The sequence below is a fragment of the Mucilaginibacter gossypiicola genome, assembly GCF_900110105.1.
GTDB classification, from domain to species: domain Bacteria; phylum Bacteroidota; class Bacteroidia; order Sphingobacteriales; family Sphingobacteriaceae; genus Mucilaginibacter; species Mucilaginibacter gossypiicola.
The window spans coordinates 527,813-540,040 of the sequence record NZ_FOCL01000004.1 but is presented as its reverse complement, the minus strand read 5'-3'; the positions used below and the strand labels follow the sequence as shown (position 1 = coordinate 540,040).

Sequence of the window (12,228 nt, the reverse complement as noted above, 5' to 3'; positions counted from 1 at the left end):
TCTTAAAAAATCAAGGTGCAGCCTTTACAGGGTAACCCCTATGCCAACTATTACAGATTTATTGTTCGGGTAAGCACCGTTATCAACTCCCGACGTAATGGCCGATTGCTCGTTGCTGCTTACTTCAGGATCGTAACCGGTGTATTTGGTCCAGGTTGCCAGGTTTTGCGCGCTCAGGTATATCCTGACTTTCTTAATAGGCGACCTGGAAAGTACCGATTGCGGGAAGGTGTAACCAAAACCAAGACTTTTAAGGCGCAGGTATGAACCATTTTCTACAAACCTGTCGGATATAGTTGCCGCCGGGTCCTGGTATGCACTGTGTACATCGGTATTGGTATTGGTTGGTGTCCATCGGTTTAACAAGGTAGTAGTGGCATTGGTATAGCCTGTTCCTAATTCCAAAACACCTCTTTGCTGATTATAGATCTTGTTGCCGTATGATCCCTGTAAAAACACACTCAGGTCAAAACCTTTATAAGCAAACGTGTTGGTAATGCCCCCGGTAAACTTAGGCTGCGAATTACCAAGGATCACCCTATCGCCGGTTTGTGTTATTTTACCATCTCCATTAATATCCTGGTAGTTTTGACCGCCAGGTGAAGTATTAGCAGCCGGGGTAAGTACTGGTCCGCCGGCCTGGATAAGGCCATTGGTTTTGTAACCGATGAACGAGCCTATAGGTTCGCCAACTTTAATGATCGATGGTAAGGATGAATCGGGGATAAACTGATTAACACCGTTACCGCCAAGGCTTAGCACCTTGTTGCGGTTGAGGGCAAATACCAGGTTAGTGTTCCATACAAAACTGCCAACAAGGTTATGGGAGTTAATACCCAGTTCAAAACCTTTATTTTGCACCGAGCCTACGTTTTCATACTGCTGCGGGTTGGTGATAGCTGTATTGGTGATGATAGTTAAACCGCTTGTGGCCGGCAAGGGCAGGTAAAGCAGCAGGTTAGTGGTTTTCTTATAATAAACATCTGCCGTTACAGTAACCCTGTCTTTAAACAAGCCCAGGTCGAAACCGAAATCGTATTGGGTGGTTTTTTCCCAGGTTAGATTTGGATTGTATAAACTATTGGGTGCGAAGCCTGCAACCGTAGAGTTACCAAAATTGTAACGATAGTACCCTAACTGCGAGTACGATTGGTAGGCAGGGATATCGCTGTTACCGGTTTGACCGGCACTAAACCTCAGTTTTAACTGACTGATAGCAGTTACGTTTTTCAGGAAATCTTCGCTCGATGCATTCCAGGCTACGGCAGCTGATGGGAAAGATGCCCATTGATGGCCAGGGGCAAATTTCGACGAACCATCGGCACGCAGGGTTAAGGTTAACAAATATTTGCTGTTAAAACCATAATTGATCCTGCCCAGATAAGATTTTAAAGCCCAGGTATTTGACGACGAAGATGGTGCAATTGCAAAACCACTACCAGACACCGAAGTAACACTACCCGACCCGAGGTTGTTAAAAGTGTCATAATCACTCACAAAACCTGATGCCCCATTGATTGAGCCCTCGGCTTTAAACTGCTGCTGTGTGAAACCAGCCAGCACATTTAATGAGTGCTTACCAAATTTTTTGTTGTAGGTAAGCGTGTTCTCATTAAGCCAGTTAAATGAGTTTAGCGTACCAACCTCGCCCAAGCCCGAGTAGCCTGATCCCTCGTAGACGGTAGAAGGCAGGTAACGGTTTTGTTTATTGTCGATGATATCCACACCGGCCAATACCCTTGCTGTAAGGTTTTCGGTAATCTTATAATCGCCCGCGATGTTACCTAAGATGCGGCTTGTGGTAGTGGTGTTGGTTTGGTTATATAATGTATTGATTGGGTTTCCATAAGTACCTTCAAATACGTTTTTGATAAAGAATGAGCCGTCGCTATTGTAAACCGGTGTGGTTGGCGTCATCAGCAATATGGCAGGCACCACGCCCTGCGGAGCAATTTGTGCAGTAGTACGACTGCCGGTGATGTATGACGAGATCTTAAACTTATCGTTATAATCATGCTCTACGTTAACGCGGCCGGCATAACGTTCAAAGTTGGTATTTTGCAGGATACCGTCCTGTTTAAAGTAATTGCCGGAAAAAGCAAGTCTCGTGCGCTCGGTACCAGAAAATATTGAAAGGCTATGATTTTGCGAAGTTCCCTTACGGAAAGCGGCAGCCTGCCAGTCGGTATTGGCGTTATATGGGTTTAGCTGAGCCTCTGTTTGAGCGGTTTTACCAGTGTTTACCAGCGCATCGTTACGTAAAGCTTCCCATTGAGGTGTATTAAGCAGCGACAAGGTTTTAATTACCTCCTGCTTACCGAAACTACCGTCATAATTGATAGACGATACACCGGCTTTCCCCTTTTTGGTGGTGATAATGATAACACCATTTGCGCCACGCGTACCATAAATAGCTGTGGCCGAAGCATCTTTCAAAACCTCGATACTTTCAATATCCGAAGTATTGATAGATGCCAGCGGATTGATCTTCGGGCCGTTGGTTACCCCCGCGTCGGTGAGCGAGTTGCTGTTTGATGTTGGGAAACCATCAATAATATACAATGGTTCGGCAACAGCATTGATAGAGTTTACGCCACGGATCTGTACTGTTACGCCTGCTCCCGGCTGCCCGGTAGCTTGTGTTACCTGGATACCCGATACAGAGCCCTGCAAAGCCCTGTCGAGCGAAGGAACCGGTTGCTTTAAAGCCAATGCCGGAACTGAAGCTACTGAACCAGTAATATCCTTACGTTTTTGTGAGCCATACCCCACTACAACCACCTGGTTTAGCTGAGTTTGGGCATCTTTAAGTTTAATTTCAACCGGGCTACCATCAGCAATAAACTCTTTCTTTTCATAGCCGGTAAAGGTGATAATGAGTTTATAAGGAAATTTCTGGCCGGTTATAAAGCTGAATTTGCCTTCAATATCTGTTGAAACCACGTGAGTGGTACCCTGGATTTTAACCACTGCACCGGGCAAAGGCTCGCGGGTGGCGCTATCTATTACACGGCCAACCAGGTGTGAATTGATAAGGGGCTGAGTTTGCTGCGCGATGGTTAGCAACGGAAAAGCGATAAACAGCACGAATGGGATTAATAGTAATTTTTTCATGTCGACAGGTTTTTAAAAGATGAAAAACCGGACGACTGATCAGTTACCGCGTTAAACGGCCTGTATAATTGCTGCGGATGAAAAGCATCCTCGATAATTTGCAGCGTAAAAGATGCTGCGTGCAGCGGAAAAGGCAACGCATAGCCAATCCCTGCATTTGCAATATTTTGCATAGATTTGAATAATTAAAATGACTCAATTGAAACAGGCTCAACGCCAATCGATCCCTGTTTCGTTGTTTTAATGACTGAGGGAAAGGCTTTGCTTTTCCCTTATTTGAAGAATGTAATTGTTTACTTTTTCATGTTCCTTTCTGGTTATGCCTGTTAAAGCAGGCCGATCAATCAATTATTTTAGGGGTATTATTTTAATTGCTAACACAACGAAAACCAAGGTGCTCCATGCCGCTGTCTTCGGTAGTTTTCATCCTGCGCGACACGCGGTAGCCTGAGCAGTAACTGTCGTTACACAAAAATGAGCCGCCCCGCACTACCCTTTTGATGGCATAAGGCTCATCAGGGTCATATGATTTGGAAGCGCCCCTGGGGTTTTTAACACCTGCCGGGCTGCTTACCGTTTTGTAATAATTGTTGTTATATAAATCGGCACACCACTCCCATACATTACCGGCCATATCGTACAAGCCGTAACCATTGGGTGCAAATGAACTAACCGGGGCTAAATAATAGTAATGATCGCGTTGGGTATTTTTATAAGGAAAACTACCGTCCCAGGTATTTGCTTTGGGCTGTCCCTCATTTACCTTCTCATTCCCCCACGGATAGATCTTATCTTCAAGACCACCTCGCGCGGCCCGCTCCCATTCGGCTTCGGTTGGTAAACGTTTGCCAGCCCATTTACTGTAAGCCACAGCATCATACCATGACACCTGCACTACCGGGTAATTGTCTTTACCCTTGATGTCGCTGCCCGGTCCGTGTGGGTGTTTCCAATTGGCCCCGGTTTTCCAGGCCCACCATTGACTATAATCATTCAGATTAACCTGATGATCAGCCGGCACAAACACCAGAGATGCCGGCACCAATAAGCTATCCGCTGGTTTTTCGGTGCCCGGAGGCATTTGCTTTTTTAGCTCGTTCCAGTCGGGCTTGCGCTCGGCTGTAGTGATATAACCTGTAGCCTTTATAAATTTTTCGAACTGGGCATTGGTAACCTCGGTTTTATCTATCCAAAAGCCATCAACAGTTACATCATGCTTAGGGTATTCATCAGGCTCGGCCTGCTGGTTATCTGCCCCCATCCTGAAAGTGCCGGCCGGCACCCACGCCATCCCCGCATGGTTGGCATGAGTGTTACCGGTTTCAGGTAAACTAAGCGCCGCACCGCTTAGTCCCGCTGCTCTAAACCTGTTGGGGATATTTGATTCGCAGCAAAGTTTCTTTTTAGTACCGGGAACCGTGGCGACCGCAATACTCGCCACTGGTTTCGCCGGTTGCTTGCATGATAAAAACCCTACAACACTAAAAAGTATAAGTACAATCTTATTCATTACGCTTTAACAGGTTGTAATTGAAAGTCTGTATCAACCTGTTCAGCTTCAGGCTCAACTGTAACATCAGGTCTGTAGTATTGATGAGGCTGCAAAGGCACATCATCTTTAACCATAGGGCCATCAGCAGCAAGCTCACTTCCGGGTACTTTTGATTTAAATAAAGGCCAGGCCAGTTGTGCATACCATTGATCACCTTCATAATGTGAAATGCCATATGCTTTAGGGTATTGGCGCGAGATATGGGCCGTACCGAAAATGATATCCCACCAAAAAAACATGTTACCAAAGTTGCCTTTGTAATAGCCTACCCCATCATCGGTAGTAGCAGCATGATGCGCGTGGTGTGTAGCCGGAGTTGAAATGGTGCGTTCCAGTATCCAGGCAAGCGGGTGTAATATTTTATATTGATAAAACGGCTTATCCCATGGAATACTTGAATGCGCCAGTGTAGTAATGGTACCTTTAATACCTTTTACTACCAAAGCCGGAATCCCTAAACCAAGGTAAACTAATGCCGCAGTTAAATAGGTTTGCGAAAAGAAGATGGTATAAATGATATTTTGCCTGCTGGCCATGGCCATACCCATGTACGATGCCGAGTGGTGCGTACGGTGGAAACGCCACAACCATGGCACCTGGTGATGCAGACGGTGGTACCAGTATTGGGTAAGATCATCGGCAACGGCTATGATGGCGCATCCCCAGAAAAAGGGAACCCAACCGAAAGTGTTTTTTAAAAGGGGGAATACAGCCGGTAATACCAATAAGCTGTAGTATGCTACCAGCGGTCTCACTACCAGTTTAGGGATGGTAAAGCAGGCGATATCCACCCATTTTTCATTTTTGTTCCAGCGTTTTTTATATAGGCCAAATGAAAATTCCAGTACACCGAGTACCAACACCAAAACGGAAAAGCCATAGCCGTTAAGGTTTTCTATTATTTGCTTTATCTGATCAATCATTGTCTTGAGGGTTTACAGTTTTACTTTTTGAGGTTGTTTGCTGTTTATGCTGTTGTTTCTTTTCCCAGGGGCGTTGGCCGGTAATGGCAAAAGTTGCAAACATGAGCACGATGGGTAATATGTACAGAAAAAGGCTCAGCAAAGCATTTTTTGCTATCTGTACCTTAGTTGCCTGCTCTAATTTCATAACGGGAAGCTGTTTGAGGGTTGAACAATTTGTGCCGTCTTAGCTGCAGGGCCTTTTTCCAATAGTTTACGGCCAAGCCACAGCCCACCGAAAATGATAACAAAAGGTATGAGGGTTACTATAACACCTACCAACACCTTTTTCCCGATTAGGGAAACGTCGTTAATGGTCATAATGAACTTATTAAGTGATTAAACATGCAGGCAGTGCATAGCAATCCGCACAAAGCAGCAATGCCCGTTAAATAATGTGATGAATTGAAAAATCTGGGATTCCGGGCGGGTCAACGCACCGTTATAGAGAAGGGATTAACCCTGGTAAGGCAGCCTTAACAGCAGCAACAAGAATAACAACAAGGAGTAAAAGCAGCAGCAGTTAACTGGTTATCAGCAAAGCCGTATTTAGGTAAAAGTTCGGGTTGCATGGTGGGTGCTTTTAAGTGATTTGATTATTGTGATTAATTTTTCTGAGGCAAATGTAAAAAAAGATTTGATAAATACTACTAATTCTATAGAAATTATATAAATAAATTCATTTTTCGTTAAAATGTGGCTATATCGCGGCGAAATGAGCTTAAAAATGGAGGGATAGCTACATTGGCATTCATTTTTTTGCCAATCTTTACAATTCGACACAAAAGCTTACATTCATACCATTATGGATATAACTACCCTTATTGTAATCACCATTATCGTTTTCATAATAGCGTTTGCGGCTTTCAGGTTATTTGATGTCAAGAAGAAAAAGAAGAAACTTGAGTTAGAACGATCGGCAAGGATTTTGCCACTTTATAAAAAGGCAGAATCCGCTGCAGGCCTAACCGCCGAAGATGTTTTGCCCTTCGCCCAAAACCTGCTTACCCGCTATGATACCTTTTTATATTTGAGGGAACTTGGTGAACTACACCTCTTTCCCGAAGAATACCATACACTAATTAAAGGGGCGGAAAGCTCATTGGCCCAATGGTTGGAGTTCCCTACCGAACTGGATGCCTGTCCCGACGAAATTGAATACATTAAACGGGTTACTATTGATCTTAACGGGCGAGGCAACTTTATACATTACGAGGTATTTAAGTACCGGGTAAACCCACCCCACTGGGCTACCGAATACGTATGGATATTAGGCGTTGTAGGCCCGTTTTTTGATGATAGCAAACCTTATGATTTTCCTGCGGCTACATTTAGCAGGGTAAGCAGTACCGTAGATAAAGTTACACCGGAAGAAGAGGTTAAATGGGTGCATGAAAATATTGGTATGAGGAGGTAATGCTCCTTCGCTCCTATCCCAAAGTGTCCGTCATTCTGAGCGAAAACGAAGAATCTTCTTCAATTTGTAGAGCTGCCATACGTAGTGAAGAAGACCCTTCGTTCCTACCCATGACATGACTAAAAAATAGGTGTCATGCTGAGCCAGTCGAAGCATAGCGGGTAGGGCTTCTGAGCGCGACCCTTCGACAGGCTCAGGGTGACAGCCCTTCCACACCAAATGTCATCTCGCCTTTATAGATCCCGATTTTCTCTCACTCAGGATGACAATTCTATTCTATATTCAATATGTAAATCATTCAGCATCTTTCAACTCAATCCATACAGGCGCATGATCACTCGTTTTTTCCCAGCCACGTACATCCCGGTTTACCCCGGCAGCTACAAGCCGTTTTTCAAGGTGAGGGCTCAGCAAAAAATGATCGATACGTAAACCGGCATTGCGACCGTAAGCATCGCGGAAATAATCGAAGAAGGTATAAATTACCTCGGTAGGATATAGTTTGCGGATGGCATCCGTCCATCCCTGTTCTACCAGTGTTTTAAAAGCCTCGCGGGTTTCAGGACGAAATAGGGCGTCATTTACCCAGCGCTCCGGCTTATAAGCATCAAGCTCGGTTGGCATTACATTATAATCGCCGGTTAACACAACTGGTTTATCGGCAGCAAGCAAACCGGCCGCGTGGATTTTCAAACGTTCAAACCAGCCCAGTTTATAATCAAACTTAGGCCCGGGCGCGGGGTTTCCGTTAGGCAGGTAAAGACAGCCAACGGTAATACCATCAACAATAGCTTCAATATATCGGCTATGTTCATCTGTAGGGTCGCCGGGAAGCGCCCTGCAAACTTCAGTAATTTGTTTATCTGCTTTTGCCAGTATGGCTACACCGTTCCAGCTTTTTTGTCCGTGCCAAATGGCTTTATAACCGGCATCAAGAATAGCCTGTTCGGGGAAGTTTTCCTGTGGGGCTTTAAGTTCCTGCAAACAGGCAACATCCGGGGTGGTTTCTTGTAGCCAGCGGAGCAAAACCGGCAAACGGCCATTTACCCCATTTACGTTATACGTAGCTATTTTCATGATGCAATTTAAGCAGTTTAGGTTATATACCCCCTCTTTATAAAATACAAAAGCGCAGCCACTCACGCAAACGCTTGATTGCAATGACTATAATTAATATCCCCCCTCTTACTTTTCAAACTCATCGGGGTCAACCTCTGGCTCACCTGGTTCGGTATCGGGAATTTCATTCGGGATATTTTCAGGTGCCTCTTCGGGCATTTCCGGTTCTCCCGGATCTGTAGGCTGCCTGATCTCCGGCCGCTCCGGATTTACCGGCATCTCATCTGGTTCGTTTGGCATGGTTCTTTTCTTTGACATATCTTATTAACTGTTAAGGGAATAATTAGTTTTCACGAACCTCTCCCAATAAAAAAATATCGCTTGCATTTTAAAAATGTTTAATTACATTTGCAGTGTACTACCACACTAATACACTAAACCATGATTCAGATAACTAATTTGAATTTCTGCTACGACAGCAAAAAGCCACTGTTTAAAAATCTGAACCTTTCATTAAAGGCGGGGCACATTTATGGCTTGCTGGGTAAAAATGGCGCAGGTAAATCAACCCTACTTAAAAATATCGCAGGTTTAGCCTTTCCGCAATCGGGCAAATGTCTTATTAACGGAACAGAAAGCTCAAAACGATTAGTATCTACCTTGCAAAACCTTTATTTTATTGCCGAAGAGGTTTATGTGCCTGCATTAACACCCGGGCAATTTCTGGAACGGACGGCCAGCTTCTACCCAGCTTTCAGCATTACTGATTTTTACAGCTACCTCAAAATATTGGACATTGATCCTGATTTGTTGATGACCAAAATGTCATACGGGCAGCAAAAAAAGTTGATCATCGCCTTCGGACTGGCAACAAATACAGGCGTACTGATACTTGATGAACCTACCAACGGGCTTGACATTCCATCAAAGGTGCAATTCAGAAAATTGATTGCATCGGTTTTAAATGAAGAACGCTGCATTATTATTTCAACCCACCAGGTGAGAGACCTGGATAGCCTCATTGACACGATTTTGATTTTAGATGACCACCGCATAGTGATAGAAAATACTGTAGATGAGCTTACCGATAAATTGTTTTTCGGCGTGTTCAAAGACCTTACAGGAATGAATGTATTATATGAAGAAGATACCCTCATGGGCAAGTATGCTATTGTACAAAACACAGCAGGTAAATACGGTAAAATGGACCTTGAATTATTGTTTAATGCCACAACAACCAACAGCAGCAAATTATTAAACGTACTAAAACCAACTACAAACCATGCATAACTATTTCAATTTAAAACGCTTTGGCCTGCTGTTCATGAAACACACCGTAGAGCATTACCGCACCTATTTAATGTCAGCGTCGGTTTTAGCGGGGGTATTTCTGCTTGGCGGCTCGTTTATATTTTACATGATTCCCGGCCCGGTAGATGCAGGTTTTCAGATGGCCATATTCGGGGTGCTTATTTTGATAGCAGGGCCATTATTTACAAGCACCATTTTTGCTGACCTGGGCGACAAACGAAGGGCTATTCCGATACTAACCCTGCCTGCATCGCAACTCGAGAAATTTATGGTTAGCTGGATCTATTCGTACATTATATTTCTGTTGGTTTATACAGGCGTTTTTTACCTGGTATTATTTATACTGATGAATCTAAAACCCTGGCCCGGGCACCAAAGTGAAATACTGTCGTTGTTTCAGGATAAATTTGTGCTGGTGATGATGTTATTTTCATTCCTGCATTCCGTCACGTTATACGGAGCAATCCGGTTCGAAAAACTACATTTCATAAAAACAGGGTTCAGTTTCTTTATTTTTTATGCGCTGCTAATCCTTGTGAATACTGTATTTGTAAGATTTATTGTTGGCAGGCCTATCAAACCGGTAATGCCTTTTTCATTTCTGAATTTCCAGGATGGCATAAACTTTTACTCCGTTGGTTTAAATGCACAGCAATCTGCCTGGGTTTTTATTGTAGTCCCCCTTATATCACTGCTGTTTTGGATAGCGGCATATTTTAAACTCAAGGAAAAACAGGCTTAAAAAAAGACGATAATGGAATTTAAAGATAACGAAGCGATATACCTCCAGATAGCGGCTTTTGTGAGCGATCAGATCCTGATGGGCAAATGGCCTGCCGGGCAAAAAATCCCATCGGTACGCGATATGGCTGTAGAACTGGAAGTAAACCCCAATACGGTTATGCGATCATACGAATTTTTGCAGGGGCTCGAAATTATATATAACAAACGCGGCCTGGGTTTATTTGTGGCCGATGACGGTTTTGATAAAGTAAAAGCTTACCGTAAAGAAAACTTTGTACGTCAAAACCTGCCCGAACTTTTTAAAAATATGTACCTGTTGGGTATTTCAATAGATGAGATCAGCCTGCAATATCAAAATTTTCAGGCACAACAAAATAATGAACTAAACCAGGCCAGCCACGATGAAAACAAGCAATAAATTTTTACTTACCGCGGTGTTACTACTCATAGTTTCAGTGGGGATCTATGACTTTCAGCTGAAAGCAGAATATTTGAAAGGCGAGTACAAAAACCCTTACAATGGCTTCAGCAGCCTGAATTTCAAAAACTTTAAAATTATTGACCTCGGTTCGTCAACAGCAATAAACATTATGCTTGAAAAAGGCCCGTTCAAGGTGCTTGCCGCCCCTCAAGCTATGGAGTTTATGAAAATTGAGCAACGGCACGATTCGCTCTTTATACGTGCAGTGTTTAAAGATAACTTTCATAATGTACAACCTCCAAACGTTTTGTACATATCCCTTCCGCAATTGGATGCCTTTTACGCTGATGCAAAATACAAGGCGGGTGATGCTCAAATTATAGATACGGTAGCCGCACAAGACTTCAACTGGCGCGTTACTACTATCAGCGGTTTCAGCGGAAATAAACTCGATATTATCCAGGACCATGCCTCCACCGTCTTACTAAAAAACAACAAGTTCAATATATTAAATGCCATTATCGGCAAAAGCGGTAGCAGCGCTTCAAACCTATCTATTGAAACAGGCAACCAATTCGGTAAAACCAATCTCGATATCCGGAACAAAAGCCGTTTATGGATCAAGGATGACAGCCTCAGCAATATAAGCTACAAACTTGCCGACAGTGCCAAACTTATCCTAAACGGAAATACAAGAAAGATCCGCAACAATAAATGACCAAAACTTAGCAAATCATGAAATTAGTAATCAACTCACTATCTAAAACCTATGCCAACGGCGTGCATGCTTTAAAAGATGTTTCGCTTACCCTCAATAACGGCATGTTTGGCTTGCTTGGCCCTAATGGCGCCGGTAAATCATCGCTCATGCGTACCATAGCCACCCTCCAGGAGGCTGATAAAGGCAGTATTTTTTTAGATGAACTGGATGTATTGAAAAGCAAGACAGAAGTTAGACAGCTACTCGGGTACCTGCCCCAGGAGTTTGGTGTATACCCTAAAATATCAGCCGAACGCATGCTCGATCATATTGCCCAGCTCAAAGGTGTTGGCAACAGTGCTGAACGTAAAGACCTTGTGCTGCAATTATTGGAAAGCGTAAACCTGTATAAAGACAGAAAAAAACACCTCGGCACCTACTCCGGCGGTATGAAACAGCGCTTTGGAATAGCACAGGCATTAATTGGTAACCCCAAACTTATCATTGTTGATGAACCTACCGCGGGCCTTGACCCAGCCGAGCGAAACCGCTTTTATAACCTGTTAAGCCGTTTGGGTGAAAATACCATCGTGATCCTTTCAACCCATATTGTTGAAGATGTGAGTACGCTTTGCGCCAATTTTGCCATCATTTGCCAGGGCGAAGTTTTATATGCCGGCGACCCTGAAAGCGCCGTAAATGAGTTGAACGGGAAGATCTATAGCAAGGTGATCACCCAATCGGAGTTGGGCTTTTATAAAGATGACTACCAGGTAATATCAACGCAGCTTAAAACCGGTAAGCTCCATATCCGCATTATCAGCGAAGCCGAACCCGGCAACGGTTTTATCAGTAGCACGCCCAACCTCGAAGATGTGTACTTCAGCAACATCGCTACACGAATAGATGTAGATACCATTTAAAACCACTATAAACCAATAGTTTATG

The 12,228-nt window shown here is 43.8% G+C and carries 14 protein-coding genes; 6 read left to right on the top strand and 8 right to left on the bottom strand.

Annotation, left to right across the window (positions count from 1 at the left end; genetic code table 11):
- Positions 1-24 precede the first annotated feature (24 nt).
- The 6 genes from BMX50_RS15945 to BMX50_RS34555 all read right to left on the bottom strand — a co-directional run bounded on the left by BMX50_RS15945 (position 25) and on the right by BMX50_RS34555 (position 5,949).
- Entirely contained in the window at positions 25-3,114 is a 3,090-nt protein-coding gene (locus tag BMX50_RS15945; RefSeq protein ID WP_091211525.1) for a SusC/RagA family TonB-linked outer membrane protein, read from the bottom strand.
- The gene (locus tag BMX50_RS34560; protein ID WP_167667955.1) at positions 3,111-3,287 is read right to left on the bottom strand and encodes a hypothetical protein; all 177 of its coding nucleotides are present in this window, start codon (positions 3,285-3,287) and stop codon (positions 3,111-3,113) included. Before BMX50_RS34560 ends, BMX50_RS15945 begins: the two co-directional genes overlap by 4 nt.
- Before the next feature lie 194 nt (positions 3,288-3,481).
- Entirely contained in the window at positions 3,482-4,624 is a 1,143-nt protein-coding gene (locus tag BMX50_RS15940; protein WP_091211524.1) for a formylglycine-generating enzyme family protein, read from the bottom strand.
- Positions 4,624-5,589, bottom strand: coding sequence for a sterol desaturase family protein (locus BMX50_RS15935; protein ID WP_091211523.1), 966 nt, complete (start codon positions 5,587-5,589; stop codon positions 4,624-4,626). Before BMX50_RS15935 ends, BMX50_RS15940 begins: the two co-directional genes overlap by 1 nt.
- The gene (locus tag BMX50_RS15930; RefSeq protein ID WP_091211522.1) at positions 5,582-5,776 is read right to left on the bottom strand and encodes a hypothetical protein; all 195 of its coding nucleotides are present in this window, start codon (positions 5,774-5,776) and stop codon (positions 5,582-5,584) included. The genes BMX50_RS15935 and BMX50_RS15930 overlap by 8 nt, the downstream gene beginning before the upstream one ends.
- On the bottom strand, positions 5,773-5,949 hold the full coding sequence (locus BMX50_RS34555) for a hypothetical protein (protein ID WP_167667954.1): 177 nt from the start codon (positions 5,947-5,949) through the stop codon (positions 5,773-5,775). Before BMX50_RS34555 ends, BMX50_RS15930 begins: the two co-directional genes overlap by 4 nt.
- A gap of 484 nt (positions 5,950-6,433) precedes the next feature.
- Here BMX50_RS34555 and BMX50_RS15925 point away from each other — a divergent pair, with 484 nt between their 5' ends.
- Positions 6,434-7,045 (top strand): hypothetical protein, encoded by a 612-nt coding sequence (locus tag BMX50_RS15925; RefSeq protein ID WP_091211521.1) that lies wholly within the window; start codon positions 6,434-6,436, stop codon positions 7,043-7,045.
- Positions 7,046-7,339: 294 nt separating this feature from the next.
- On the opposite strand, the gene xth is transcribed toward BMX50_RS15925, so the two are convergent.
- Positions 7,340-8,122 carry an exodeoxyribonuclease III gene (xth, locus tag BMX50_RS15920; protein WP_091211520.1) on the bottom strand — a complete coding sequence of 261 codons (783 nt, stop codon included), beginning with the start codon at positions 8,120-8,122 and terminating at the stop codon, positions 7,340-7,342.
- 108 nt (positions 8,123-8,230) lie between these two features.
- Positions 8,231-8,422, bottom strand: a complete 192-nt coding sequence (locus BMX50_RS15915) for a hypothetical protein (RefSeq protein WP_091211519.1) — start codon at positions 8,420-8,422, stop codon at positions 8,231-8,233.
- 123 nt (positions 8,423-8,545) lie between these two features.
- Between BMX50_RS15915 and BMX50_RS15910 the strand changes: the two genes are divergently transcribed.
- From BMX50_RS15910 to BMX50_RS15890, 5 genes are read left to right on the top strand one after another with little or no spacing between them, the layout of a single operon-like run.
- On the top strand, positions 8,546-9,394 hold the full coding sequence (locus BMX50_RS15910) for an ABC transporter ATP-binding protein (RefSeq protein ID WP_091211518.1): 849 nt from the start codon (positions 8,546-8,548) through the stop codon (positions 9,392-9,394).
- A complete protein-coding gene (locus BMX50_RS15905; protein WP_091211517.1) occupies positions 9,387-10,157 on the top strand; it encodes a hypothetical protein in 771 nt (256 codons plus the stop codon). The genes BMX50_RS15910 and BMX50_RS15905 overlap by 8 nt, the downstream gene beginning before the upstream one ends.
- Before the next feature lie 12 nt (positions 10,158-10,169).
- On the top strand, positions 10,170-10,577 hold the full coding sequence (locus BMX50_RS15900) for a GntR family transcriptional regulator (protein ID WP_091211516.1): 408 nt from the start codon (positions 10,170-10,172) through the stop codon (positions 10,575-10,577).
- Complete coding sequence (locus BMX50_RS15895) at positions 10,561-11,298, top strand: hypothetical protein (protein ID WP_091211515.1); 738 nt, start codon at positions 10,561-10,563, stop codon at positions 11,296-11,298. Before BMX50_RS15900 ends, BMX50_RS15895 begins: the two co-directional genes overlap by 17 nt.
- Positions 11,299-11,315: 17 nt before the next feature.
- Complete coding sequence (locus tag BMX50_RS15890; RefSeq protein ID WP_091211514.1) at positions 11,316-12,203, top strand: ABC transporter ATP-binding protein; 888 nt, start codon at positions 11,316-11,318, stop codon at positions 12,201-12,203.
- Positions 12,204-12,228 lie beyond the last annotated feature (25 nt).